General features: G+C 56.1%; 24 protein-coding genes and 2 pseudogenes. 12 read left to right on the plus strand and 14 right to left on the minus strand.

Annotated elements, in window-relative coordinates; genetic code table 11:
- Positions 1-51 precede the first annotated feature (51 nt).
- Positions 52-1,374 (plus strand): allantoin permease, encoded by a 1,323-nt coding sequence (locus K0P33_RS16075; protein ID WP_242149468.1) that lies wholly within the window; start codon positions 52-54, stop codon positions 1,372-1,374.
- A 427-nt stretch (positions 1,375-1,801) separates the two neighbouring features.
- Here K0P33_RS16075 and K0P33_RS16080 read toward each other — a convergent pair whose 3' ends face one another.
- Entirely contained in the window at positions 1,802-2,209 is a 408-nt protein-coding gene (locus K0P33_RS16080) for a hypothetical protein (RefSeq protein ID WP_242149470.1), read from the minus strand.
- 23 nt (positions 2,210-2,232) lie between these two features.
- A complete protein-coding gene (locus K0P33_RS16085; RefSeq protein ID WP_242149473.1) occupies positions 2,233-2,448 on the minus strand; it encodes a hypothetical protein in 216 nt (71 codons plus the stop codon).
- A 295-nt stretch (positions 2,449-2,743) separates the two neighbouring features.
- On the opposite strand from K0P33_RS16085, the gene K0P33_RS16090 reads away from it, so the two are divergent.
- The 4 genes from K0P33_RS16090 (at position 2,744) to K0P33_RS16105 (ending at position 6,444) form a co-directional block, all read left to right on the plus strand.
- Positions 2,744-3,109, plus strand: a complete 366-nt coding sequence (locus K0P33_RS16090) for a histone-like nucleoid-structuring protein, MvaT/MvaU family (protein ID WP_150692523.1) — start codon at positions 2,744-2,746, stop codon at positions 3,107-3,109.
- A 59-nt stretch (positions 3,110-3,168) separates the two neighbouring features.
- Entirely contained in the window at positions 3,169-3,639 is a 471-nt protein-coding gene (locus K0P33_RS16095; RefSeq protein ID WP_242149476.1) for a transposase domain-containing protein, read from the plus strand.
- Between the two features lie 131 nt (positions 3,640-3,770).
- Entirely contained in the window at positions 3,771-5,381 is a 1,611-nt protein-coding gene (locus K0P33_RS16100) for an AAA family ATPase (protein WP_242149479.1), read from the plus strand.
- Positions 5,374-6,444, plus strand: coding sequence for a UvrD-helicase domain-containing protein (locus K0P33_RS16105; protein ID WP_242149482.1), 1,071 nt, complete (start codon positions 5,374-5,376; stop codon positions 6,442-6,444). The genes K0P33_RS16100 and K0P33_RS16105 overlap by 8 nt, the downstream gene beginning before the upstream one ends.
- A 61-nt stretch (positions 6,445-6,505) precedes the next feature.
- On the opposite strand, the pseudogene K0P33_RS31430 reads toward K0P33_RS16105, so the two are convergent.
- Positions 6,506-7,549 (minus strand): annotated as a pseudogene (locus K0P33_RS31430) (site-specific integrase); the annotation flags it as partial.
- Between the two features lie 143 nt (positions 7,550-7,692).
- On the opposite strand from K0P33_RS31430, the gene K0P33_RS16115 reads away from it, so the two are divergent.
- A complete protein-coding gene (locus K0P33_RS16115) occupies positions 7,693-8,301 on the plus strand; it encodes a DUF6088 family protein (RefSeq protein WP_347341781.1) in 609 nt (202 codons plus the stop codon).
- Between the two features lie 317 nt (positions 8,302-8,618).
- Complete coding sequence (locus K0P33_RS16120) at positions 8,619-8,846, plus strand: BPSL0761 family protein (RefSeq protein ID WP_242149490.1); 228 nt, start codon at positions 8,619-8,621, stop codon at positions 8,844-8,846.
- A gap of 28 nt (positions 8,847-8,874) precedes the next feature.
- Here the strand turns inward: K0P33_RS16120 and K0P33_RS16125 are convergent, their stop codons facing one another.
- Complete coding sequence (locus K0P33_RS16125) at positions 8,875-9,333, minus strand: hypothetical protein (RefSeq protein ID WP_242149493.1); 459 nt, start codon at positions 9,331-9,333, stop codon at positions 8,875-8,877.
- Between the two features lie 82 nt (positions 9,334-9,415).
- Here K0P33_RS16125 and K0P33_RS16130 point away from each other — a divergent pair, with 82 nt between their 5' ends.
- Positions 9,416-9,745 carry a helix-turn-helix transcriptional regulator gene (locus tag K0P33_RS16130; RefSeq protein WP_242149495.1) on the plus strand — a complete coding sequence of 110 codons (330 nt, stop codon included), beginning with the start codon at positions 9,416-9,418 and terminating at the stop codon, positions 9,743-9,745.
- Positions 9,746-9,832: 87 nt separating this feature from the next.
- On the opposite strand, the pseudogene K0P33_RS16135 reads toward K0P33_RS16130, so the two are convergent.
- The 4 genes and pseudogenes from K0P33_RS16135 to deoC all read right to left on the minus strand — a co-directional run.
- Positions 9,833-10,093: pseudogene (locus K0P33_RS16135) on the minus strand (restriction endonuclease); the annotation flags it as partial.
- Positions 10,094-10,114: 21 nt separating this feature from the next.
- Complete coding sequence (locus K0P33_RS16140; protein ID WP_242156057.1) at positions 10,115-10,588, minus strand: MbcA/ParS/Xre antitoxin family protein; 474 nt, start codon at positions 10,586-10,588, stop codon at positions 10,115-10,117.
- A gap of 2,025 nt (positions 10,589-12,613) precedes the next feature.
- Positions 12,614-13,042, minus strand: coding sequence for a hypothetical protein (locus tag K0P33_RS16145; RefSeq protein WP_242149498.1), 429 nt, complete (start codon positions 13,040-13,042; stop codon positions 12,614-12,616).
- 191 nt (positions 13,043-13,233) lie between these two features.
- The gene (gene deoC / locus K0P33_RS16150; RefSeq protein ID WP_242149501.1) at positions 13,234-13,917 is read right to left on the minus strand and encodes a deoxyribose-phosphate aldolase; all 684 of its coding nucleotides are present in this window, start codon (positions 13,915-13,917) and stop codon (positions 13,234-13,236) included.
- A gap of 128 nt (positions 13,918-14,045) precedes the next feature.
- Here deoC and deoR point away from each other — a divergent pair, with 128 nt between their 5' ends.
- A complete protein-coding gene (gene deoR, locus K0P33_RS16155) occupies positions 14,046-14,804 on the plus strand; it encodes a DNA-binding transcriptional repressor DeoR (RefSeq protein ID WP_094952596.1) in 759 nt (252 codons plus the stop codon).
- Here the strand turns inward: deoR and K0P33_RS16160 are convergent.
- Genes K0P33_RS16160 through rbsK form a run of 3 tightly spaced genes read right to left on the minus strand, consistent with a single transcriptional unit; the run spans position 14,801 to position 18,124 of the window.
- On the minus strand, positions 14,801-15,847 hold the full coding sequence (locus tag K0P33_RS16160; protein ID WP_242149503.1) for an aldose 1-epimerase family protein: 1,047 nt from the start codon (positions 15,845-15,847) through the stop codon (positions 14,801-14,803). The genes deoR and K0P33_RS16160 overlap by 4 nt on opposite strands.
- Positions 15,844-17,175 (minus strand): L-fucose:H+ symporter permease, encoded by a 1,332-nt coding sequence (gene fucP, locus K0P33_RS16165; protein ID WP_242149506.1) that lies wholly within the window; start codon positions 17,173-17,175, stop codon positions 15,844-15,846. The genes K0P33_RS16160 and fucP overlap by 4 nt, the downstream gene beginning before the upstream one ends.
- 28 nt (positions 17,176-17,203) lie before the next feature.
- Positions 17,204-18,124 (minus strand): ribokinase, encoded by a 921-nt coding sequence (gene rbsK / locus K0P33_RS16170; RefSeq protein ID WP_242149508.1) that lies wholly within the window; start codon positions 18,122-18,124, stop codon positions 17,204-17,206.
- Positions 18,125-18,384: 260 nt separating this feature from the next.
- On the opposite strand from rbsK, the gene K0P33_RS16175 reads away from it, so the two are divergent.
- Positions 18,385-19,590 (plus strand): multidrug effflux MFS transporter, encoded by a 1,206-nt coding sequence (locus tag K0P33_RS16175; protein WP_094952600.1) that lies wholly within the window; start codon positions 18,385-18,387, stop codon positions 19,588-19,590.
- 9 nt (positions 19,591-19,599) lie between these two features.
- Here the strand turns inward: K0P33_RS16175 and K0P33_RS16180 are convergent, their stop codons facing one another.
- Complete coding sequence (locus K0P33_RS16180) at positions 19,600-20,208, minus strand: LysE family translocator (RefSeq protein WP_242149511.1); 609 nt, start codon at positions 20,206-20,208, stop codon at positions 19,600-19,602.
- Positions 20,209-20,323: 115 nt separating this feature from the next.
- Here K0P33_RS16180 and K0P33_RS16185 point away from each other — a divergent pair, with 115 nt between their 5' ends.
- Both K0P33_RS16185 and K0P33_RS16190 read left to right on the plus strand, forming a co-directional pair.
- Entirely contained in the window at positions 20,324-21,235 is a 912-nt protein-coding gene (locus tag K0P33_RS16185) for a LysR substrate-binding domain-containing protein (RefSeq protein ID WP_242149514.1), read from the plus strand.
- A 95-nt stretch (positions 21,236-21,330) separates the two neighbouring features.
- The gene (locus tag K0P33_RS16190; protein ID WP_242149517.1) at positions 21,331-22,188 is read left to right on the plus strand and encodes an SDR family oxidoreductase; all 858 of its coding nucleotides are present in this window, start codon (positions 21,331-21,333) and stop codon (positions 22,186-22,188) included.
- A 525-nt stretch (positions 22,189-22,713) separates the two neighbouring features.
- On the opposite strand, the gene K0P33_RS16195 is transcribed toward K0P33_RS16190, so the two are convergent.
- Together K0P33_RS16195 and K0P33_RS16200 are read right to left on the minus strand one after the other, a co-directional pair.
- Positions 22,714-23,628: a tyrosine-type recombinase/integrase gene (locus tag K0P33_RS16195; protein WP_242149519.1), complete on the minus strand. Its 915-nt coding sequence runs from the start codon at positions 23,626-23,628 to the stop codon at positions 22,714-22,716.
- Positions 23,629-23,736: 108 nt separating this feature from the next.
- Positions 23,737-24,555, minus strand: a complete 819-nt coding sequence (locus K0P33_RS16200) for a hypothetical protein (protein WP_094952605.1) — start codon at positions 24,553-24,555, stop codon at positions 23,737-23,739.
- Positions 24,556-24,657: the final 102 nt, after the last annotated feature.

Raw genomic sequence — 24,657 nt, forward strand, 5'->3', positions numbered from 1 at the left:
GGTGACGGCTGCCCGCGCTTCAACCTTTGACTGGTTCTGGAGTTCACGCATATGGCCGCTTTATCGCAATCGAGTCAAACCGGGCAAGACCCGGCCCATCATCCCGTACCGAGCCAGGCGCGCATGGGGCGACTGTCGCTGACCATGGCCTGGTGGGCGGTGTGCAGTGCAATGTTCTACATCGTGGTCGGGGCGTCACTGGCGCTGTCGTTCGGTGCGCGCGATGCGCTGATCGGCATGGTGCTGTCGGTGATCAGCTACGGTCTGGTCAACAGTGTGCTCAGTCGCTTCGCGATTCGCAGCGGCTTGTCGGTGGCGTTGTTTTCACGTCTGTTGTTCGGCAGCACCGGCGCGTGTCTGGCGACGCTGATCTTCTTTTCCACGGCGATCTACTACGCGGTATTCGAAGGCTCGGTGATCGCCGTGGCGCTCAATCACCTGTATCCGCAACTGATCTATCCGCTGGCGGCACTGGCGGTGGTGCTCTACAGCGTGCCGATGATCCTCGGTAGCGTGCAACACTGGCTCGACAAGCTCAACGGCGTGTTGCTGCCGATTTACCTCGGCGGTCTGCTGGTGGCGGTTGGGCTGTCGATCAGTCGTTATGGCTACCAGCCGCAATGGCTGGATTTCGGCCCGGCAACCCCCGACGCATTTGGCTGGTGGCATTGCTTCGTCGCCTACATGGGCGTCTGGGTATTGATGTTGTTCACCTTCGACTACGCACGTTTCGGCAAATCTGAAGACGCCGAGTACCACGGTCGTTGGAACTTCGGCATGCCGTTCTACGCAGTGACGTTCCTGCTCAACGGCGCGGCGGGTATCTATCTGGTCAGCAGCATTCCCCACGACGGCGCGCTGAACGAAGTGTCGGTGGTGATGGCGATTCTGCAGTTGATGGGGTTGTGGGGATTGTTGTTCGTCTGGGCGACGCAAACCCGAATCAACACGGCCAACTACTATCTGGCGACGTTAAACATGCAAGCGTTCTTCGGCCGTTTTGGCGTACGCGGTTCGTACTTGATGTGGGCAGTGGTGGTCGGGGTGATCGTGTACGGCCTGATGTTGGCGGACGTGTTTGCCTACTTGCTCAAGGCGTTGGCTTATCAAGGGATTTTCGTTGTGGCTTGGGTCGGTGTGGCGTTGGCGCAGATTCTCTACGGGCGCAACGATATTGCAGCGCTTGAGGAGGTGAGGGCGTTCAATCCGGCAGGTTTGACGGCATGGTTTGGCGCTACAGCGCTGGGACTGGCATTGATGTTTGCCGGAGATGGACTGAGCAGTTTTTCTGCACCGGCGACGGTGGTCGTGGCGTTTGCCCTGCAGGCAGGCTTATCCCATCGAAGCCGGTTGCAGTTAAGGCTGGCAGAGTAGCGTCTTGCAGTTACCTATCCCTTATCCCTCCTGTTCTAACAAGGTAGAGCAGGTAAGGGGAAGCTGATTACGAATTCGTTGATGGGTTTCCAGTGACTACTTCTGGCCGATTCTGTTGAAAAAGTCGGCGTGCGGATTCAGTCTCTTCTACAGAGCCGATCCATAACGGCCGTTCCATTTTGGCAATTTTGGCGATGCCAGAATGTTGGGGTTCAAAATGGGCATCTCTGGCAGTATCCAGATTGTGTCGCGCAGCTGCAGCACGCCGGATGTGACAGTCCCTATGGGCACGCATCAGACCAAGACATTTACCGGAGTAAACACTGCCAGCGGCTGGGTGGATTTTGCCATTCGATTGAACAACTGCCCGGCGCTCACGGGAACCTACAGCACCACAGGGCCGGGTTGGATTTCCCAGAGCGGCAACTCACCCTCCGGTACGGGCACAACTGGCGCCTTGGTCAACAACACCGCTGACATCTTGGAAAAGGATGTTTCTTTGAGTCCAGTAATTATCGTGCGCACCGTCCAATCGAAGCATTCGACAGAATGTCGCGAGCGCTTCTCCTTCGAGTGACGTGAATGTCTCCAGCTTTCTGAGGTTGCCAGGATGTCGAGGCTCACTCTGTGCAGCAGCATCCTCGATTGCCACAATAAAATCGGCGGTGATGGGGCGATTTGTGACAAACCAAAACTCAAGCTTTTCACACAGATGGATGTCTGGAAGTTCTTTTTGAAGCGCCTCAAAGCGTTCAGCAAACCCGCGGATCGTCTTTTCCAAACCGCTCGGTTGCCATATTTCGTCGACCCGTACCGTCGAATGCTTGAGCTGCATGTAGCGAACCCGCGTCGCGCTTTCTAGCTCAGTGCTGCCGTAGTACTCAGCGATGTCGATGAGTTGTTCGCCGACTTCAACAGGCTCGACGCCAGGAAGCTCGTCAGTTGCCGCCCCTCAATCGTAATAGCTATAAAACCGGATTCCAGTGTGAGTAGCCGCAATGGGCGGCGTGCCGCCCACAGATAATGGAACTGATCGCCCTCGCGGCTGGCACGAACGAGCATGCTTTCGGACATTAGACACTTCCCTGATTCAGTGCGGAGCACGTCGCTGTGTTCAGTAACCTACAGATGTTAGAAATGTTTGATTTCGCCATACCTTGCCCACGGTGGCAATAACAATCGCGGTGAAGAAAACATTTGCACAACCGTGCCACTTGATCCGATTTGGTTATCTGCAAGGTGTTGATCCTTACGAACCGGATCCGCGCATCGATAAACTGGCTTGGTTCTGGGGGCTTACTCTGTTCATTCAAATGTGTATGCTAGGAGATGACCTTTTACATTCGCTTAAACTTTTTTGGAGCATCAAATGTCCCGTCTTGCTGAGTTTCGCAAACTCGAACAACAACTCGCATCACAGCTTGCTGAGCTTGAAGCAATGAAAGGCGATGTTGGTCTTAAGAAAGAAATAGAATTTGAATCTAAGCTACGGGACTTGCTTGCCAAATACGGCTTTAGCTTGAAAGACATCATCAACCTGCTTGACCCGCAAGCAGGTCGTCGCACGCCAGCAGTCCAGTCGAAAGCGGGTACGCGTAAGCCTCGCCTAGTGAAGATTTACAAAAACCCAGAATCTGGGGAGGTTGTGGAAACAAAAGGCGGCAATCACAAAACTTTGAAAGAGTGGAAGGCGAAATATGGCTCCGACAAAGTCGAGTCCTGGCTAACCAAGTGATACTGGTTTGAGTATAAAAGGGCCCACGAGGGTAATGCCGATCAGTTAAGCCCTCTCGCTTGACCTTTGGCCGCAAGAAATCAAAATCCGATGCCTGTGTTGGCATCGGATTTTTTTATGCGTCTCGCTCGAGGCCTGGAACTGACTCACAACATCGCCTCCACTCCCAATTCAATCGAGGGACTGGATTCTTTACTCGCCCTTCTTTGGTCGAGCAAGCCCTTGAACACGCCCGCGTGGCGTCTGCGCAAGCGGCGCTGCCGCTTGAAATGATGCTCTGGTGCGTGATCTCCATAGCCTTCTTTCGCCGCATGTCGGCATGGGATGTGGTCAACCGCATGAATATCATGCTTGAAACGTCCGGAAGTGGAGAGAGTCTGGAGTTGGTCGCTCTGAACGTTTCTTCCGCGTTTGAGGAGGACCACCGTCAACACGCGGAACTTCAGCCATTGTTGCATGCTGCCAATATTGCAAAGGGAGGGCGGCGGGCGTCCATTACGAAAGCAAGCGTAAAGCCGGTGGAAGATTAGTTTCGGGTCGGTAACGTCAGCACCCAAATCGCCTGCCCATATTTTGGGGCTATGCTCAGACGCGGCAGCGTGTAATTACCTAACATGCTTGTGGCTTTCTGATCCTTCACCAAAACGTTCTGCCTCAAAGGATGACGGCATTGATCACCAAAATAAAAATCCACGGTTACCGAATCTACAAAGACTTTGTGATGTTGCCAAACTCAAAGCTGAATTTACTTGTCGGAGGTAATGAGGCGGGCAAATCTTCCTTGATGGAAGCGGTAGCTTTGGCGCTAACAGCGCGTGTAGGAGGGCGAACAGCTACGGAGGAGCTCAACCCCTACTGGTTCAACACGTCATTGGTTGCCGATTTTCTAAACGCTCGTCGCGCAGGTGAACGTATTGCGATGCCAGAGATATCAATCGAGCTCTTTTTTGATAATAGGGCTGATCTTCAATTTTTGTGCGGAGCGGCCAACAGTGACGTTCCCACCAATGCATGCCCTGGTGTGTCTCTCAAAATTTTGCCCAATCCGGAGTACGCCCCGGAGTTAGATGAGTGGCTAAAGTCCCCATCGGCGTTGTTACCTGTTGAGTACTACACCGTCGAATGGCGCTCCTTTGCTGACCAGCAACTCACTAAACGGCCAAGGCAACTCGCTGTAGGCATCATCGACTCCAGGACAGTTAGATCATCGAGCGGCGTCGATTACCATCTTCGACAGATCCTCAGTGATCACCTTGAGCCCGCGGAGAAGGCGTCGATCTCTCTTGCTTATCGGGACGTCAAAGCTTCGATGTCGGATAACGCGCTCAAGGACGTCAACAAGCGCCTGGGTATCCTGGAGGCTTCTCTGCAGGAGCAGCCGATGTCTTTGGCGATGGATCAGAGTTCAAGGACGTCTTGGGAGGCGGCAGTGACGCCTCATGTTAACGACGTACCTTTTTCAATGTCAGGTCAGGGTGAGCAGGCCTCCATCAAGATTTCGCTGGCAATGAGCCGCCATGCTGACAAAGCGAATATCGTGATGATCGAGGAGCCAGAGAACCACCTGTCACATACGAGCTTGACCACGCTGTTGGCTCGCATAGAGAAGTTGGCAGGTGATCAACAACAACTGTTCATTACAACCCACAGTACATACGTATTGAACCGACTGGGACTGGGCTCATTGATCTTGATTGGCCGAAGTACAGCGACAAAGATCACCGAGCTTGAGCCAACGACGGTGTCTTACTTTCAGCGGTTACCCGGGTACGACACACTGAGGATGGCCCTCGCGAAAAAAATTGTGCTCGTTGAAGGGCCATCCGATGAGATCGTTTTCGAACGCATCTTTCATGATCGTTATGGCCTGTATCCAATGGCATGCGGCATTGACGTTCTGAGCATGCGCGGCCTCGCGCTTTCCCGGTGCCTGCAACTATGTGAAGCGCTCGACAAGCCAGTGGCTGTCCTACGCGACAATGATGGAACTGATCCCGCGGAGCTACGAGCACCGGTGGAACATTTGCTGACCGCAGACAGGCGAGAGCTGTTTATAGGGACGGTCGAGACAGGGAGAACGCTGGAGCCGCAACTGATCTCGCACAATGGCGAGAAAGCTATGCGTGAGATTCTTGGCATCAAAGATGCGGCAGTCCTCGAAACTTGGATGCAAAGGGAGAAAACAGAGGGTGCCCTCAGGATTGCTCAGTCCAAACTGGCGCTAGTCCCGCCGGCTTACATGGTCGCCGCAGCCGAGTTTATCCATGGCTAACCATCTGACATTAGCAGTGGCGGGATCCCGCAAGACCCAAGGAGTTGTCGATCACTGCACAGCGCTCCCTCTGACTCGTCATGCGCTGGTTGTGACGTTTACCCAAACCAACCAGGAGGAGCTTAGACACCGAATAGCGATGTACGCAGGAGACCATCAGGGTATTGAAGTGATGGGTTGGTACACCTTCCTTCTCCGCCATTTTGCTAAACCTTTCCTACCTTTTAAGTATCCTGGCAAACGTGTACTTGGATTTGATTTCGAGGGCCGTCCCCCCATGATGGTAATGGGGGTGAAGCGATTTTTGAATTCCAACGGTGCGGCATACGCTTGTGAGCTCGGGCGCCTGGCTTTTGAATTGATAGCAGAGAGTAGGGGAGCGCTGCTTCACCGGCTGGAGTGCATCTATGACGAGATCCTCGTTGATGAGGTGCAAGACCTCAGCAGTTACGACTGGGAAATCCTCGACGTGCTGCTTCACTCATCGATCGACGTCCGAATGGTCGGCGATATTCGCCAATCAGTATTGGCCACAAACCCACGTGGTTCGAAGAACCGAAAGTACGCATATACCGAGGCCATTCATTGGTTCAGGGAGCGTGAGAAAAAAGGCATTTTGGAAATTACTGAAAGGGTAACCACGTGGCGCTGTCATCCAGGAGTCGCCGCATTCTCCGACACCATTTTTGACGCCAGCTGGTTGTTCCCCACGACAGAGTCACTGAATGAAACTAGGACCGAACACGACGGGGTGTTTCTCGTACACAAAAAGCACGTCGATAGTTACATCGCCCAATTTCATCCGCAATGCCTGCGTAATACGGCGAGTTCGGGCAAGGGTTACGACCTGGAATTTCTGAATTTCAAGGTCTCAAAGGGCGCTACCTATGAGCGCGTTCTGATCGTTCCTACCGCTCCGATACTCAATTTTCTCCAGAAAAAAGTTTCGTTGGAACCAGGGCCAGCAGCTGCTTTTTACGTTGCGGTGACCCGTGCACAGCAGAGCGTAGCGATCGTTGCAGAGAAAGCGGGGGTTTCAAAACTGCCGTATTGGAGCCCTTGAACCCGTGATGTCCCGATAGACCTCGTCGAGCCGAGCCTAATTTGCTGGTTTTAGCTAAATCCTAACCTCTGTCCTTGATCCCGAGCCCCTTAACTGACTTGGCACGATTCTGATCCAGCGAGTTGTAATAGGTGTTCTGAGTTGTCGACATACTCTCGTGGCGTCAGTCAGCTTGGATCACGAAATGGCGCGTCAAATGTAGCCGCCGTGTGACGCAACCAATGTAGGGATGCCGACCGAAGCTTGTCCATCTCTAAGTCAGTTTGACCCTCGTCCTTCATGCGCTGAAGTGATTTATCGAACACCATCTGAATGAGGGCACGAATGTAACGATCTGACAGGCCAGCTCGAACTCTGACCGTTGTGACGAGTGGAGTACTCTGCTTGTAAGACGGCAAGGGGGGAAGGGCGAGGGTGGTCCGATAACGCTTCAAGTAGGCTCCAATGTATTCGTCTCGCACGCTAATTTTCGCGGCCTTGTTGCCCGTACCGACAACGTTGAACCACCAGTTTTCACCGTCGTACTCGAACGAACCCATTGTAGGCTTCCAGTTGTCCCGACCGACGAGATCAGAGGTTCGGAGGTAGAGAGAAAGAGGGTGGCCACAATGAATAGCGTACGCTCGTGCCTAGGATCCTCTGCAGCCATGACTTCTGCGGTCTCGATTACATAATTCCACTGGAGCGGAGTCAGCGCCTTACCAGAGCTGATCACCGTGTTGCGCTGCTTAAAGTTGGATTTTTGTTTGACGGACCGAATAGGATTGGCGTCAGCGGTCAGGCCTTCGTCGATTGTGTACTGAAAAAAACTGCCACACACAGCAAACACCTGACCCATCGAGCCTGCAGACATTTTGTAGGCTGTTTCATCTACATTTTTACAGTTCTCCGCAGCGACCTTGCGAATTTGCTTATCGATTTTGACGTTAAAGGGCCGCCATTTGTCGTTGATGATGTAGGTGTCAGTTTCAGCAGCCTTACGACCTCCCACCCGGGTAAATCTCGATTTAACGACAGGACCAATCCACTCAGGACGAGGCTGTAAGCAAAACTCCAGGAAGCTCTCACAATCATGGCGTTTGAGTTCGAGAAGCGGCTTCTTGGACTACACGCCCAGTATGCATTCAACTAGCCAGGCCCACAGTGTGCGCCGGTGCTGAAGGGGCAGCTCTAAGCGCTGTCTAGATTTGAGCCGTTTCCCATTGGAATGCTAAACTCCCGTGCAGTGAAGTGTAAAATCTATTGGACATGTATTTGTGCACCGGAGGGGAGGCATTTGTGTCCGTTGAGTATGTCATCTCCCAGAGAGTTAAACGCCTGAAGAAAGGGCAGCCCTTCGTCGGCACGAAGTTCGCCTCAGTCGGCTCTCGCTCTGCGGTCAATAAAGCACTGTCCAAACTGGTACTCGCAGGCTTGTTAGATCGCGTGGCCCGAGGCGTATACATGCGCCCCAAGTTGAACAGCTACATCGGTCCAGTACGTCCGAGCCCACTCACGGTTATGAAGGTAATCACCACAGCTAACGGTGAGACGATACAGGTACATGGAGCGGAGGCAGTCCGCAGGTTGGGCCTCAGCACACAAATGCAAGTGCACCCAACTTATTATACAAGCGGCTCTTCGCGCGAAATCAAAATCGGGATTGCCTTGGTGCGTCTCAAGCATGTATCTGAAGACCGCCTTCAGCATGCCGGTACGAATCTAGGATTAGTACTCACGGCTCTCCACTACGTTGGAAAGCGGGGAATGTCCAAGGAGATTGTGTCAAAAATCACTGATACGCTGAGCAAAGAAGAATTTCGCAAGCTTCTAGATTGCAAAATGCCGAAATGGATGCGGTCCTGCCTTACGTCATAACCTATCTATCAGTTGGAGCTAGCGCGATGGTGAGGAATTATGGCTGCCTTGGTCAGCGGCTGCGCCCTGACTAGGTGAGGGTGCGTACAAACGCCATTAGCCACCCAATCGTGGCCATACCCTCAAAAATTGACATGGACGAACACGAACCGTTCGCCCGTTGCGACCCGGACCTTTAGCAAGGATGAGGATCAGGCTTGAATTAAGCTGATCGGTGTGCACCTTTCGGATGGGACAGGCGGGGGTGTACGGTGGAGCTTGCATATTATATCAACCTTCACCCTGAACTTTTGCTGAAGCGCTGCTGGGAAATCAAAATGACCATGCCGGAAGAGCGCACTCGCGCGGTGATTCAGACTCGTGAATTCTTAGTTGAGCTATATCGCGATAAATCTCTACCCGAAAAAATTCGTCGCGATGCCAGATTTCTTTTGCGACATTACCCAAGCAAAGCTGACATGGTGCTAGCAGCTCGACTTGAAGAGCAACCCGCTTCGTTAACAGAGCTCATCGGGCCCGTTTTCAGCTCACCAGGCGATGATTGAAGCAAAGCTTTCTCGCCTGCGCTCTGTTTTATCTGGTGTGACGAAGATCGGTCTCTGCACAGAACAAGACACGGAAAGCAGGCAGTTTGAGATCGAGGTCGTCCCTCAACGAATAGGTAGAGCCGCTGGTCACCGTGAATACTAGGAAATGGGCGCCATCCGTTGGAGCCTCTACGAGCGAGACCTGTTGCAGCGGCTCCATTAACCATCTGGTTTGCCCATTCATATGTGGCGGGGTTACCAACTGGACCTGCTCAATCCACGTTCGGGTCGATTGGTAATCGACGTACTGCTTAAGCTCGTGGGCGTGATATAGCATCAGCATGGTGGCATTTAATTCCCGCCCATGGCGGCGCACCACCTGCAGGTAAAACCAAGGCAAGATCAACTCCTGCTCGACGCAGTTCCATAATTGCTGGTTGGGAGCGGAGCACAGCCCATCGGGTAGCCCCAATTCGATTTCTGTATGACGGTAAGTAGTGAACATAGCAACCTCAAAATGAACACTATAGATTGTAGCTCTATAGGTTTCGAGAGCGCTTCATCGTTCCTTTTGCGGAATCGGCAAATTGGAACTCAACACAGCGTTTGGCCTTGCGCTCAAACAGGTCCGTAAGCGGCAGCAGCTCACCCAAGAGGACTTTTCAAATATCAGCAGCCGGACGTATCTGAGCACGCTGGAGCGCGGCCTGAAAAGTCCAACATTGGAAAAACTGGAGCAGTTGTCCTCAGTGCTCAACGTCCATCCTCTGACCATGATGGCTGTTGCATATATGCACAAAGAAAATCGGCAAAATGTATCCGATCTTCTCAAAAATATTGAAACCGAATTAGCTTCGCTTTCACTCGATGACACCGTTTCACTTGCACATGACCAAAAAAGTCCGAGCCAACCATAGCCTATCCGGGCGCCGAGAATGACAGCCTTGCAGCGTGTTGCACATAGCCGTAGCGGTTGCCATGGTCCACTGCAATGGCAGCCGGACCTACGCTCGTTCTCTCTGCACCTGGAACACATCACTCAGCTTCTGGTTGTAATCGTCCAGATAGCTCTGAAGTCCTTCTCGGTCTATCAATCGAACGCCAGCCGTACTGGCCAATTCCTTGGCTGACTTCGTGTAGTAGGAATTCGTGACAGCCATGGCCTCGTCACAGCCGTAGAACGCTTTAGCAGAGATCGCCTGCAACACCGCAGCGTTGCCTACAGAGCCTGTGTAGTTTTTGGCCCGTATGACCATGTTCTTGCCTAATCACCCGAGGCCGGGAGGTCATTGGTAAACCCCTAACTCAACCCGCTCCAGGTAGACTTCGACAGCCTGAAACCCAAGAGAGTTATCGATAAGGTCAAGAGGGACGTTGCCTGCAAGGTGCTTACAAGGTCGATCGAGCCATTCTTCGGCAAGCCGCTGTGTGCCAAAAACAGTCGTCGCGTGTTCTAGAACCTTCGCGTATTGAAAGGCCACCGCGCTCTGCTGAACGTTAAGGCGAGCTGTCTTTGAGTCATCGCCCTGACGTTGGCTCGTTCGGATGGACCCGCCGACGATTCGCCCGATGACCCTCGATGACGAATAAAGCGCAGAGGCCGAGAGCATGGCCTGAACATTTTTGAGGGCGAAACCCTCCCTGGCCAGCAAGAAAATACTGAGCTGGCTGAGCTGTTCGATTTTGACTTGGGTCAAGTATTCAGTAGGCTTACGGGTTGGTGGTGTCGATTTAGCTGTTTGGGTAGTAGGAGAAACCATCTGGCTGAATTCGGTTGCGACATTTGAGGCTAGCCTAGCCCGATTTGATGCGTCGCGCATGGTGGCCTGCACCGAATTGATCAGGTCGTCCGTCAGGTCGCCCAACATAATTGAAATGCTGATGGGCACATTGACGTTGAGGTTGTAAAAGTCGGTATCCCCAAAGGGAGCACTACGCCTGGCGCCAAGACAAAGCTCGATGGCATCCAGGATGGTAGATTTTCCGCTGTCACCTGGCCGAATCAGGCAATTGAAGCCAGAGGAGGGTGAATCGTAAATTCGCAAGCGGCGAGCACGCAAATTCCGGAAATCTGAGAACTACTCTGCATGAGCTTGCTCACCGTTCGCCGTTCGAACCACATTGGCCATCACCTCTAAAGCCCAGCAACCGCAGCACCGACCCAAGTACTAGGAATGTACGATGATCACAAAGATCAAAGTTAAGGGCTACAGAATCCACCGGAAATTCGAGCTTGCCCCCAACCCAAAGATGAACCTACTGGTGGGCGGCAATGATGTTGGTAAGTCATCACGGGTTCAACTCAGGAATGGTCACCTCCTTTCTGGACGACCTCAAGGCGGGGCGGGCATCACCGCGGCCGGTCATCAAAATCGAGCTGTTTCTAGATCACAGACCAGAATTGCAGGGCGTAAGCGGTGCACATAACCGCGCCATTCCCACCACAGCTTGCGCCGTAGTCACGCTCAGCGTCATACCCAACCCTGAATACGAGAAGGAGCTGAGATCTTGGCTGGACGCTCCATCCATACTGTTGCCGGTCGAATACTACAAAGTCGATTGGTACCTTCGGCGATGTCGAGCTGACCAGATTGAGTGTTCCAGCCGTGGCTGTGTAAGGTTCGCCGCTCTGCAGCAGCCCGGTCTCGCCCTCAGTCCCGGATGGCCCATTCAACGGCCGCCATTTGGTGTGGGCCATCGAAGGAGCGCTCTGCGATGCGGCCGCAGCATTAGCCACAAAACGCCCACTTATAACCGGGCCAATCCAGGACTGCGGTGGATTGTGGTGGATTGCGACATAAAGCCAGGTAACCGTCGGCATCTTGACGTTTGAGCTGATGCAGTGGCTTTTGCCGAATAATTAGCTCCCACAGCAGCAAACGCTCCACTTGAGTGCGATAGGCATTAAACGTCTGGCCGTTATTAGATCTTGCAAGCGTTTGCGGGATTTTCCATGAGTAAAGAAAAGATAGTGAATCAGTCTGATAGGTCACAGCAGTAAAAAACTGATAGAGAGACAGAGGCTGAAGTATTAATTGGATATGACCGCAGTTTTCGCAGCAACCGTGAAAACTCAGAAGTCATGTATGGATTGCGATTAAGAGGGACGTTATCTTGCGATTAGTTCACGTTTTATCTGCAAAATTACTTCGGCGATCTCTGGGTAAAAGTCTCTGCTGAGCATTCCCATTGCGCTGTTTCCAGCGCCTAGGGGACCAGATGGGGTCCGGTTTTGGAATCATATCGAGCACGAGGTACTCTGGCCTCGGTACTACCTCCAAGTAGTGCTAGATTCTGCAAAATCGCTTCGGCGGTCTATCGGCCAGTCTGGCGGATTTCAGCGTCAAACATGAATGAGAAAGCGAGGAAATTTCAATATTGAGCAAATGGGGACGACGTAGTTCTAAATTTGCACAAACAAAACTGGAGTTTGCGCGAGTTTCGTGGGGAAAGTTTCGAATTTCCGCAGTCGCAAGCGATGACAGCTTTTGTGGGGGAAGCGACTAGAGCACCTGAACATCTATGACACATAATTTAACATAATATACATTATGCGTAATACCGTGTTACGTAATCAGGGCCAGTCCTCGTCAGATTTCAATGGGCAAACCCCTGTTGGCTTAACTCCTCGGTGATAACGACCTGGGCAAATCAGGTCGCGAAATGGCACCGCGTGGATTGCGCGTTATGAACGCGAAGAAAAACCCCAGGGCTCTCACGAACGTTGGGGTTTTCTTTTGCGTAAATAACCAGCCACTGGCCCTTAGGTCATACGACTTTTACGGCTAGTCAGCACACCGCTCACCAACACTATGGTGAACGCGATAACGTTGCCCGTCGTAACGCATTACTGGAAAACACAAGCCCGGGCCGCCAACCTCGACATCAGGCCAACCATCACTGCCTTTGCTGGCGAGAAACTCAGCAAAGCCGCTTTCGTTGAGCATGAGTTTCCAGTCGCCGTCAGGCTGCTGACTGACCAGATAAAATCCAGTACCTGTCTGCCCATAACAGGAACTGCTGCCTTCGGTAATCAACGCATCCGGCCGGCCGTCACCGTTCAGGTCCTTAACCTGCTCGATGGTTGCCGGCGTGTAGCTACCGGTTTCCTCGATTTCGCACTCCGACGCCTCTTGGTTAAATCCAGCAGTGCGCAATGCCTTTATCTGCTCGCTACGCGGTAGTTCATCCGCCAGCGCCGTAGTACTGATCACGAAACACGCCACCCAAAGACCTAACGTAAACCTTCTCAGCATAGAGACCGTCCCTTTATGGCGCCCGCCGGTTTTAAGTATCGCGCATGTACCCAGATAAGGGTCAAAGATGAGTGAGCCCTGCCCTTGCAATATATCTGTATATTATAACTAAACTAAATGTCTATTTAGTTTAGTTATAATTAGGCACATCAATAACCACTGGCCGCCGTCATCACTCCACCCACAATCGCAATCCCCGAGCTGCTGCCCAAGCGCGTCGCCCCGGCCTCAATCATCTTCATCGCCGTCGGATAATCACGCACGCCACCGGACGCCTTGACCCCAACGCCCGCGCCCACTGTTTTGCGCATCAGTGCAACGTCCTCAACGGTAGCGCCACTTTTGCTGAACCCTGTGGAGGTCTTGACGAATGCCACGCCCAAATCCCGGCAGATTTCACACGCCTGGACTTTCTGCTCGTCGCTCAGCAGGCAGGTTTCCAGGATGACCTTCAACGGCACTGCGCCGCAGGCTTTGTGGACCCAGTTGATGTCTTCGCGTACCGCGTCTAGCAAGCCCTCCTTCAGCCAGCCGATGTTGAGCACCATGTCGATCTCCCCTGCCCCGGCGGCAATCGCCCGTTCGGCTTCAAACGCCTTGGTGTCGCTCAAGCCGGCGCCCAGTGGGAAGCCCACTACCGCACAAATCACCACGGTCTTGTCGCTCAGGCACGAAGCGGCGTAAGGCACTTGCCCGGAGTTCAGGCACACCGAATAAAAACCGTGCTGCATGGCTTCCTCGCACAAGGTGCGAATCTGCTCACGGGAGGCGTCGGGCGCCAGCAAGGTGTGATCGATGTACTTGGCCAATGCTGCGGGTTGAAGTGTATTCATTTAACGTGCCCTTGCCTGTATGTTGCCAATGATTGTGGTGCGCTTGTCACAGCGCTCACATTAATACGTTACAATAATATCATTAAATGTTACTTGTCTAACACAAACAATCAAGCCCTGGAATACGCGTGGACAGTAAAAAAGCCGAGCGACTCAAGCTAATCCAACAAGCTTTGCAGGACCAGAACGCCATTCACCTGCGGGAAATGGCGGCACTGCTGGACGTTTCCGAGATGACCCTGCGCCGCGACCTCAACCACTTCACCGAGCATGTGCGTCTGCTAGGCGGCTACATCACCCGCGTCGGCACTGAGGCCAGCGATTACCGCGTAGCCGACCAGGACACGCGTCACGTCGAGGAAAAACGCCGCATCGGCAAACTCGCCGCCCGGCTGGTACAACCCGGTGACACGGTGTTTTTCGACTGCGGCACCACCTCGCCCTTTGTGATTGATTTCATCCCTGATGAGCTGGAGTTCACCGCCGTGTGCAGCTCGTTGAACGTGCTGCTCAGGCTGCAGAACAAGCCCAACTGTCACATCGTGTTGTGCGGCGGCACCTTTCACCGCAAGAACCAGGTGTTTGAAAGCAGCGCCGAAAGCAGCATCCTCGACAGCGTGCGCCTGACGTGGGCTTTTGTGACCGCCGCCGGCGTCAGCCAGGAATTCGGCGTGACGTGCTTCAACTTCAATGAAGTCGAGGTCAAGCAAAAGGTCCTGCGCCAGGCCCAGCAGCGTGTGCTGCTCGCCGACTTCAGCAAGTTCGACACTGTGCGCACCGCGCATTTCGCAGCCCTGGAAGACTTTCACTACGTGGTCAGCGACAAGAAAATCCCCCGCGGCTACAAAGACCTCATCGAGGCCAGCGGCGCGCAACTGCTGGTTTAACCCAGCAACTTGTGCCGCTCCTGGGCGTTCAAGTAGCCGGTGGTCACGCTGAACGAGGCGCTGGCCCCGGCCGCCAGCGAACGCACGTGACCTTTGGCTTTTTCCGCGTTATAGCCTTCGGGTTCGCAGGTTGATGGCAGCACGAACGCGGCCACTTGCTGATCCGCTGAGTGCAGGATCCAGCGTGCGGCGTGCTCGAATTGCTCGGGGCGATAACGGGTGTAGAACGCAGCACCATCGGGGTGATCGAGCAAGAAGTGCGCGTGGCCGGTGGCGTCAGTGCCAACCTCGTCGAAGAAAAACACGACTTCTGGATCGTACAGCGCCGGCCGCTCCAGGCACGCCAGCTGAGCGGGATGCTCAGCGAGTTGCGCCATGTAGGCGCTCCAGTCCGGCGTCGGCTTGACGTGGTCCGGCACACTGGTGCGCAGGCGCAGGCGCTGCATGCCCAGCGGCTCGACAAACCGGGCACCGGCCACATAGGCGTAGTTCATGTGAGCCATGTACATCAGGTCCATGGGTTTGCCAGCCAGGTTCGTCACGTCCATGTCGATATCGAATAACGCCGAATCGGCGCGCAGCGTGACGCTCGGGCACGCCCGGTAGCGATCGCCGAAGCCCTTGGCGTATTGGTACGAGCCGCCCAGGCGCACAAAGCCCTCGCCGATTTCCAGCCAGGCGGTGTCCATTGGCGCGCAAGGCATCTCGCCGTGCAACGCATGAGTGTCATCCGGCGCCGGGCAGCCGTTGCGCAGCAGGCCACTGTGAAACATGAAGCAGCCGTAAGTATCGATCACCGTCGGGCTGGGCCTTGGCTGCTCGAACAGGTTCGTCATGGTCAGGTCGCAGCCGTCGAACACGGCCGACCAGATCATCTGCCCTTGATACGGCAGCACGACCAAACGTCCACGGCAGTTCTCCAGGCTCACGGCCAGCACGCCGGACGGATAGGTCCAGGCACTGACCTTGAAATCCTCAGACTGCAACAGGATCTTTTCCTGTTCAGCAAACACGGCGCGATACAGCGGGATGCACGTGTTCATGAGACCACCGCCGCGGCCGCGCTGGAGGGTGATGTGTCTGACTGGCGCAGGCATTTGACCGCATACATCACAATCACGATAAAGCACAGCAACGGCACGCTGTAGGCCAACTGCATGTTGCCACCGCTGGCGTCGGACAACAGGCCTTGGAAGATCGGAATCACCCCGCCACCGACGATACTCATCACCAGCAAGGAACCACCGACACCGGTGTCTTCACCCAAGCCATCGATGGTCAGGCCGTAAATGGTCGGCCAGCACGGGCCGAGAAAAATACTCACACCCACCGCTGCATACACCGCCGAAATGTTCGGCACCAGAATGGTGTAGGCCAGCAGCACAATGCACAGCACACCGTAGATCGCCAAGACCTTGGCCGGGTGCAGGCGGCGCATCAGCAGGTTGGCGATCAACTTGCCGACAAAGTACGCGGCAAAGGTGGTCATCAGGAACCATGACGCACTGCGCTCATTCATGCCGCCCATTTGCATGGCCAACCGAATGGTGAAACTCCACACGCCGACCTGCGCGCCCACATACAGAAACTGCGCGAGTACGCCGAAAGTAAAACGCGGGTTGCGCCACAACCGCCCCAGGCTTTTACGCAAGCTACCGGACTTGTTGTCGACGGGCTTGTTGCCCTTGCAGGCGGGGAAACGGGTGATCGCGATCAGGATAAACATCAGCACCAGCACCGCGATCATCCACTTATAAGGCAGCAGCGTGGACTGGATCATTTGCAACTGCTGCACCGCCGCATCCGTGGCGCTCATCTGTGTCAGTTGCTCGGTGGTGGCATCGGTCTCCTTGAACATCACGAAGCTGCCCACGTAAACCCCAGCCATGGCGCCGAACGGGTGAAAGGTCTGCGAGATGTTCAAGCGCCGCGTCCCGGTTTCCCGTGGGCCCATCAGCGTCGAGTAGGTGTTGCAGGCGGTTTCGAGGAACGACAGGCCGGCGGCAATCACAAACAGCGCGAGCAAAAACATGCCGTACTTGGCCGTAGACGCTGCGGGGAAAAACAGCAGGCAACCGAACATGTACAACAACAGGCCAATCAGAATCGTGCTTTTGTAGCTCAAGCGGCGCACCACCATGGCGGCCGGGATCGCCACAAAAAAGTAGCCCAGGTAAAACGCCGACTGCACAAAGGCGGTCTGGAAATCGCTGAGCAAAAACGCTTTCTTGAAATGGGCGATCAGCACGTCATTCATGCTCGCCGCCGCGGCCCACAACGCGAAGATGCTGCACAGCAGGATAAAGGCGAACCACGGCGTGCGGTTCAGGTAAAAACCATCGGGTGTCTGTTGCAGCGCAGGTTTGTTCATTATTGTTCTCCGGGCTGAATTGATGGGTTTAGCGCTGTTGTTGGAAGCGCGCGAACGCTTCGCTGTCGGGATAGGAGGTTTGCGTACCCAGCGCCGTTACCGAGCACGCGGAATACGCCACGGCCTGCTCCATGGCCTGGCGAATGCTGCCGTCGCGGTTCCAGTGCTGAATGAAGCAACCGATAAAGGCGTCACCGGCGCCGGTGGTGTCACGGGCCACAACGCGCTGGCCCGGCACCTGGAACTCGCCCTCCTCGCCCACATATAACGCGCCCTGCTCGCCAAGGGTGACGATCACATGGCGGATGCCGCTGGCCACCAGCGTGCGTGCGGCAGCGCGAGCCGAGTCTGACGAGTCCACGGTAAGGCCGGTGATCAACGCCAGTTCCGATTCGTTGGGGATCAGGAAATCCAGCTTCGCCAAGTGCTCAGCGCTTAAGCCCGCCAGGGCCGGTGCCGGATTCAGCAGCACGGCGATGCCATGCCGGTGCGCAAACTCGATGGCGTAGTAGACCGTCTCCAGGTTGATCTCAAGCTGCAGCACAATCAGCGTGCAGCCACGCAGGTCGGCTGCTGCGGCATCGATGTCCGCCGGCGACAAATGCGCATTGGCGCCTTTGACGATCAAAATGCTGTTGTGGGAATCGGCACGCACAAAAATCGGCGCTACGCCGCTGGAGACGCCAGGCACCCGCTGCACATAACGGGTGTCGATGCCAAAGCGCTGGAAGTTGGCCAGGGTGTTGTCGGCAAACATGTCGTCGCCGACCTTACTCAGCATCAATACATCCGCCCCAAGCTTGGCTGCCGCCACCGCCTGGTTGGCGCCTTTGCCGCCGCATCCCAGGGCAAATCCCGGTGCTTCCAGGGTTTCGCCCTGGGCTGGCATGCGGTCAATGTAGGTAATCAAATCCACCATATTGCTGCCGATGACTGCGATCTTGCTCATTGCTATTCCACCTTGTTGCGTCACGGCCAGGCAGGTCGTGATGCTCTTATTCTGTTATTTAAATAACATTTAGTGTGAATATTCAATCTTTTTCTGCGCAGAGAGATCGACGGACGACGTAGGACGCTTTCGCTGCCAAGCAAAACCTCAGCCTCCAGCTTTCAAGCGCTAAAAATGTAGCGGCTGTGTAAACGCCACCTTGTAACCCCACGGGCCGCTCTCTAAGCTGGCCGGTCTTTCGCCGTAACCCGGAACACCCCATGTCTCGAAGCATCGCCCACCTCGCCTTATTGCTGGGGTTGATCACCGCCATCGGCCCTTTCGCCATCGACAGCTACCTGCCCGCCCTGCCCACCTTGGGTGCCAGCCTGCACGCCTCGCCGGCGGCGGTGCAGATGAGCCTCACGGTGTTCTTCATGATCATCGGCGTGTGCCAGCTGTTCTACGGCCCGATCAGCGATGTGTACGGTCGCAAGCCGCCGATCTATCTCGGCCTGGTGATATTCGCCGTGGCCAGCGTCGGCTGTGCACTGGCCCCCACTATTGAAGTGCTGATTGGGTTTCGGGCCCTGCAAGCGTTCGGCGCCTGTGCCGGCATGGTCATTCCGCGGGCGATCGTTCGCGACCTGTACACCGGCCATGAGGCCGCGCGCCTGATGGCCCTGCTGATGCTGGTGATGAGTGTGTCGCCGATCCTGGCGCCCTTGGCCGGCAGCGTGGTGATTTCACTCTGGAGCTGGCGCGAAGTGTTCGCGGCACTGGCGGTCGTGTCCGTGCTGTGCCTGGTGATGACCATTGTGCAATTGCCGGAAACCCACCCGGCCGAGCGCCGCTTGGGCAAGACCCTGGGCAACGCCATCGGCAGTTACGGCGCGCTGTTGCGCGACCCGGTATTTATCGGTTTAGCGGTGGTCAGCGGCTTCGGCCTGGCCACCTTCTTCGTGTTTATCGGCAGCGCGCCGTTCGTGTACATCGAATACTTCGGCCTGACACCCACACAATTCAGCCTGTGCTTTGCGCTGAATGCCGCCTCGTTTTTCGCTATGAGCCAAATGACCGCACGCCTGAGCGCGCGCTTTGGCCTGGCGCCGGTGATTCGTTGGTCGGTGATGGCTGTCGCGGCCGTCATGGTCTTGCTGGCAGCCACCACGCTGTGGGGCAACCACTTGGCGGTGATGATGACGATGCTGTTTATCGGCTTCGGTTTCCTCGGCCTGCTGTTGCCGGCGGCCGGCGTGTTGTCCCTGGAAGACCACGGCGCCGTGGCCGGTGCTGCCTCGGCACTGCTGGGTGCGATCCAGATGATTACTGCCGCCGTGTCGATGACATTGGTTGGGCTGTACGCCGACCATACGCCCGCACCAATGCTGGTTGGCATTGCGCTGTGTGCAGTCGCCGCGATGCTGACCGCCTTCTGGACACTGCGCCGTTTGCCGGCGCATCTGCAACCTGCGCCGCGCACCTGATACGCAGCATCAACCCAGCAACGCCGGCCCTGAATGCACAAGGCCAATCAGGGCCACGGCCAGCAGCACCAGGCACGCCACGCGATTGATACCGACGCGGTATTTCAGCGCGAACGCCTGGCGCGCGACAGCAATGTAGCCTGCCAGCACCACAAAGTCGATCAGCACCCACAGCCCGGTCAACCACGCCACGCTGGCACTGAATGAGTCAGCCACGTGGATAAACTGGGGGAAGAAGGCGACAAAGAAAATGATGTCCTTGGGGTTGGAAATGCCCACCAGGAAACCGGTGCCGACCGCGCTGCGCGATCGTCCGGCCTTGGTGCCCTGCCCAGGTGGGCAACGCAGCCCCTGGATCGCCAAGTGCAGGATAAACAGGCAGCCGAAGAAGCTGATCCCGCTGAGCAACCTTGGGCTCACGGAAAAACTCCCCGACAAAATCAGCACCGCCAGCAGCGCCAAGATCAACGATGCCAGGTTGGTGCCTGCGGCTGTCCACAGCGCGCGCCGGCTGCCGGCTTGCAGGCTGGTGTTGATGATCAGCGCCACCACCGGGCCGGGCGTGACGATCAACGCCACTACGCTGAAGACATAAATTAGAAGTAACGAGGTATTCATCGAGCCAGTGCGCCTTATTGGGTTCAGGGGCTGGCAGCGTGCGCCAGGCGACGCGCGTTGAAAAACGTAAAAGCCTGTGCCCTACTATGAGTATTAATCACAATGACAAGCCCCCATGGCCGAACGACTCCCCCCGCTGTATGCCCTGCGCGCCTTTGAAATAGCGGCTCGCACCTCCTCGTTTACACGTGCGGCGCAAGAATTGTCATTGACTCAAAGTGCGATTAGCCGCCACATCAAAACCCTGGAAGGCATCCTCGATTGCCGTTTGTTCGAGCGCCACGGGCCACGGCTGGAATTGACCGTCGCCGGCGAACGGCTTGCGCAGGAACTCAAGGTTGGCTTTCGCATCATCGAGCAAGCGTGCGCACCCTTCCGGGCCGGCACCGGCGATCTGCGCTTGAAGGCGCCGTCGACGCTGACCATGCGCTGGCTGCTGCACGCCCTGGACGAACTCAAGCTCAGCGCGCCTGAACTGGCTATCCAACTGGCGAGTGTCTGGATGGATTTTGACAGCGTGGACTTCTACGCCGAGCCTTACGACTGCGCAATTTTGCTTGGCAACGGTCAGTTCGGCTCGGAGGTGCAGGCGCACAAACTGTTCGATGAATGGCTGATCCCGATCTGCGCGCCCGGTTGGGTGGGTACTGAGCTGGCCGATACCGAACTGGTCCACCCTACCCCTGACCGCCGCGACTGGCGACGCTGGTTGGCGGCCCAGCCACTTGATGCACGCGTCAACCTCGACCGCGGCAAAGTCTTTGACACGCTCGATCAGGCGATCTCGGCCGCCATGCGCGGCCACGGCGTTTCAATTGGCGACCTGCACCTGGTGGCCAACGATGTACGCGACGGCCTTATCAAGCTGCCCTACGCCACCGCCGTGGCCTCCGGCGACGCTTACTACCTGGTGTGGCCCAAATCGAGCCGGCACGGCCCCAAACTGCGTGAACTGTGCGAGTGCCTGACACGACTAGTCCCAGCGCTAGACTTGCCAGGCCTTGAGTTCCTGCCTGCGGGCCACTGACACCATTCGTCGGGCGTGCCGCACATTCGCTACAACTATCGCCGCCGGCAAAACTACTAACTCCATAGCACCCTTGAACCGTTATGGAGACTCAGATGACTGACTACCCTCGCCCACCTTTCGCCCCTCAAGCCCAGTCGGTGCCCGGTTCGCAGAAGAGAATGGACCCCTACCCCGACTGCGGCGAAAAGAGCTACAAAGGTTCCGGTCGGTTGGCCAACAAGATCGCCCTGATCACCGGCGCCGACAGCGGCATTGGCCGCGCGGTCGCCATTGCGTTTGCCCGTGAAGGTGCCGACGTGGCCATCGCCTACCTGGACGAGCACGACGACGCCAAGGAAACCGCGCGCTGGGTCGAAGAAGCCGGCCGCCAATGCCTGCTGCTGCCGGGCGATATTGCGCAAAAAACCACCTGCCAGGCGCTGGTGGACAAGACCGTCGAACAGTTCGGCCGCATTGACGTGCTGGTCAACAACGCCGCGTTCCAGATGACCCACGAAACCCTCGAAGAGATCGAAGATGAAGAATGGGTGAAAACCTTCGATATCAACATTACGGCGATGTTTCGCCTCTGCAAAGCCGCCCTGCCCCATATGAAAGCCGGCAGCTCGATCATCAATACCAGTTCGGTCAATTCGGACATGCCCAAACCGACGCTGCTGGCGTATGCCGCCACCAAAGGCGCTATCGCCAACTTCACCGGTGGCCTGGCGCAGTTGCTTGGCAGCAAGGGCATCCGCGTCAACAGCGTCGCGCCGGGCCCAATCTGGACGCCGCTGATCGTAGCGACCATGACCGACGAAGACGTCAAGAGTTTCGGCAGCGAAACCCCGCTGGGGCGTCCCGGCCAACCGGTGGAAGTGGCGCCGATCTATGTGCTGCTGGCCTCGGATGAAGCCAGCTACATTTCGGGTTCGCGCTATGGGGTGACTGGCGGCAAACCGATCCTATAAGCCTCACACACAGTCGAATGTGGGTGCTGGCGTGCCGGTGATGGCAGTTATGCCTGACAAACCGAGGTGTCTGCATCGCAGCGGTGCGGCTATCCGACAAGCCAGCTCCCACAGAAAAGCAGCTCTTCTTCTGCTCTGTTGTTGCCCTGCTTTTGCCTCTACCACTCAGGTCGGCTACTAGGCCGCCGTGCTCTGCTTTTGATCTTGATCTGACAGGCCCCGTTAACCACGATGGCCGAACGCAGGCTTGAATCCGTGGGTATCCCGGCAGGACGCCGGGTTAGCCGCGCTGGGCCAAGGATGGCCCATCGCGGCGGCCCACGGATTCAAGCCTGCGTGCGGGCATGCCGAGCCTAAGCGAGGCACCGAGTGGTGGGGCAAAGCGTTTTTTGGTTACTTTATTAGGCGTTTGTAAAAAAGTGACTCGCTGTAAGAGCGAAACCCTAGGTGGCCGTTACCGCAGCAATGGATATGCACTCAATCCGCCTAAACCCATCAAAGGCTCGGCGCAAGTGCTACCCGACACTACAAATCAAACCGATCCACCGCCCGCCGGCGCTCATTGTCGTCGCGCACGTCATAACTGGCAGTGGTCTGGATATTGGTGTGGTGCGCCAGTTTCTGCGCAATCGACAGGTCATGTTCTTCAATCACCCGAGTGATGAAGGACCGCCGAAAGTCATGCGGCATGATCTTCACGCCTACCTGTTCGCCGCGCTGGCGGGCGATGTAGTAAATCGCGTGCTTGGTGATGCGTTCACGGGTGATATGGCTGCCACGGCGAATGCGGTTGAACAGGAACGTATCGTCCTGCTCGCCGTCCTTGAGCTGTTCGCGACGAAACTCCAGCCACGCCGTGAGCTTTTCAAAGGCCCAAGCCGGCGCATACTTGATCAGCTCCTTATTGCCCTTGCCGGTCACGCGCAAACTGCGCTCTTGGAAGTCGACCTGCGCCAGGTCAAGGTTTACCGACTCCGACTTGCGCATACCCGACCCATACAGAATGCCGATGACCGCCGCATCACGCAGGCCCTGCGGGCGCGGGTCGGCGGCGCAGACTTCCATCATTTCGCGGATCAGCGTGCGGCGCAGGTTACGGCCCTGCCCCAGGCGTGTACCGGGCGCGGCCTTGACCGAGCGCATCTTGAGCAAGTGGTCCTGGCTGATCAGGCTCATGCGCCAGGCTTCGTTCATCACCCCACGCACCGCATTCACATACAGCGATGAAGTGTTCGGCGCATAACCGTCCTCGCGCAAGGCGGCGACCAAGGCAATCACGTGTTCGGGCTGGAGCAAATGCCAGTCGATCTCTTCGAGGTTGATGTCTTCGAAGCCCAGGCGGTCGGCAGCGTCTTGCAGCACGTAGCGCATGGTCAGCTGGCTGGAGGGCGCCAGGCGGGTGAGGTAGAGGGTCAGCGGGTTACGGATAGACTCAGTCAAAGTAGATCAGTCTTTGGATTAAATACCTCAAGCAAGCTGTTGTTTAATCGAAGTATTTAGTGAATTGGCGAGGGCCAAGTCTAACGCAGTAGCGGCCCTCACACAAAATCACGGAGCCGACTCGTCATCCTCGGTCGGGTCCTCGGGCTGCGGCTGGGTCTGGGACTGGCTCCACTCGGTGTCTTGCTTGTGCATCAGCGCAAACCAATGCTGGCGCATAAACGCCAGGTAGCTGTCCGGCGCCTTGGCAAAGTCCTTTTCATCGCCATAGCAGCCTGGCAACGGCAACTCAGTGCCCTGCTCCTTGTACTGGCTGACCAGCGCCTGTTGCGCCGCAACGCTGCAATCCTTTGGCAGCGGCATGCCACGCAACGCACCGGCCTCCTCATCCCACCAGCTCGCGCCGATGCGATCGACACCGCGCAGGCGGTACTTCTGGGACTTGCCCACGTGCATGATCAACTTGAATTCGTTGGGGCTGACATCGCTGGTGCAGGTGCGCGAATAGCCCACGGTGGCCTGGGTGATGCCATCGCCGGCAAGGTCGGTAACCTTGGTCGCCGCCATGTCAAAGCGCAGTGCCGCATCGAATTGGCAATGCTGCACATCGTCATAGAGCATCCACACCCGCTTGGGATGATCGCCGCCCAGCAAATACTGGGCCGCGTAGACAAATGACGACTGGGTGCCGTCATCGTCACGCTCGCTGACCTGTTCGGCGAGTACCAGCAGATTCTTGCCTTGGTGGTCGTCCCAGCTGTAGGCCGCGACTTGTTTACCGCGCACTTCAACGCCTTCCGGCACCTGCTCGACCGTGGTGAGCGCCACCCCATCATCCGCGCGAACGGTCGTGACACAGGCCACAGCCATCCACAATCCCATCAACGCCGGCCGCAACTGGCCGCGTAAAAGCTGCACGCTATTCATCCGAGTACCCTGGCAAGAGATGGCTTACTTTACCGGCACTTGAGGGCCAATGCAGAGAAGATTGTTGAATAAGACCAAGGACCGACGGCACCGCCGAAAAAA

This window comes from Pseudomonas sp. ArH3a, assembly GCF_022648765.1.
Classification (GTDB): Bacteria; Pseudomonadota; Gammaproteobacteria; order Pseudomonadales; family Pseudomonadaceae; genus Aquipseudomonas.

What these genes read in the sequence shown, in the direction of transcription:
- K0P33_RS16075 (WP_242149468.1), top strand. Translation starts at nt 52, where the DNA reads ATGGCCGCTTTATCGCAATCGAGTCAAACCGGGCAAGACCCGGCCCAT.
- K0P33_RS16080 (WP_242149470.1), bottom strand. Translation starts at nt 2,209, where the DNA reads ATGCAGCTCAAGCATTCGACGGTACGGGTCGACGAAATATGGCAACCG.
- K0P33_RS16085 (WP_242149473.1), bottom strand. Translation starts at nt 2,448, where the DNA reads ATGTCCGAAAGCATGCTCGTTCGTGCCAGCCGCGAGGGCGATCAGTTC.
- K0P33_RS16090 (WP_150692523.1), top strand. Translation starts at nt 2,744, where the DNA reads ATGTCCCGTCTTGCTGAGTTTCGCAAACTCGAACAACAACTCGCATCA.
- K0P33_RS16100 (WP_242149479.1), top strand. Translation starts at nt 3,771, where the DNA reads ATGACGGCATTGATCACCAAAATAAAAATCCACGGTTACCGAATCTAC.
- K0P33_RS16105 (WP_242149482.1), top strand. Translation starts at nt 5,374, where the DNA reads ATGGCTAACCATCTGACATTAGCAGTGGCGGGATCCCGCAAGACCCAA.
- K0P33_RS16115 (WP_347341781.1), top strand. Translation starts at nt 7,693, where the DNA reads ATGTATTTGTGCACCGGAGGGGAGGCATTTGTGTCCGTTGAGTATGTC.
- K0P33_RS16120 (WP_242149490.1), top strand. Translation starts at nt 8,619, where the DNA reads ATGACCATGCCGGAAGAGCGCACTCGCGCGGTGATTCAGACTCGTGAA.
- K0P33_RS16125 (WP_242149493.1), bottom strand. Translation starts at nt 9,333, where the DNA reads ATGTTCACTACTTACCGTCATACAGAAATCGAATTGGGGCTACCCGAT.
- K0P33_RS16140 (WP_242156057.1), bottom strand. Translation starts at nt 10,588, where the DNA reads ATGGTTTCTCCTACTACCCAAACAGCTAAATCGACACCACCAACCCGT.
- deoC (WP_242149501.1), bottom strand. Translation starts at nt 13,917, where the DNA reads ATGAATACACTTCAACCCGCAGCATTGGCCAAGTACATCGATCACACC.
- K0P33_RS16160 (WP_242149503.1), bottom strand. Translation starts at nt 15,847, where the DNA reads ATGAACACGTGCATCCCGCTGTATCGCGCCGTGTTTGCTGAACAGGAA.
- fucP (WP_242149506.1), bottom strand. Translation starts at nt 17,175, where the DNA reads ATGAACAAACCTGCGCTGCAACAGACACCCGATGGTTTTTACCTGAAC.
- rbsK (WP_242149508.1), bottom strand. Translation starts at nt 18,124, where the DNA reads ATGAGCAAGATCGCAGTCATCGGCAGCAATATGGTGGATTTGATTACC.
- K0P33_RS16175 (WP_094952600.1), top strand. Translation starts at nt 18,385, where the DNA reads ATGTCTCGAAGCATCGCCCACCTCGCCTTATTGCTGGGGTTGATCACC.
- K0P33_RS16180 (WP_242149511.1), bottom strand. Translation starts at nt 20,208, where the DNA reads ATGAATACCTCGTTACTTCTAATTTATGTCTTCAGCGTAGTGGCGTTG.
- K0P33_RS16185 (WP_242149514.1), top strand. Translation starts at nt 20,324, where the DNA reads ATGGCCGAACGACTCCCCCCGCTGTATGCCCTGCGCGCCTTTGAAATA.
- K0P33_RS16190 (WP_242149517.1), top strand. Translation starts at nt 21,331, where the DNA reads ATGACTGACTACCCTCGCCCACCTTTCGCCCCTCAAGCCCAGTCGGTG.
- K0P33_RS16200 (WP_094952605.1), bottom strand. Translation starts at nt 24,555, where the DNA reads ATGAATAGCGTGCAGCTTTTACGCGGCCAGTTGCGGCCGGCGTTGATG.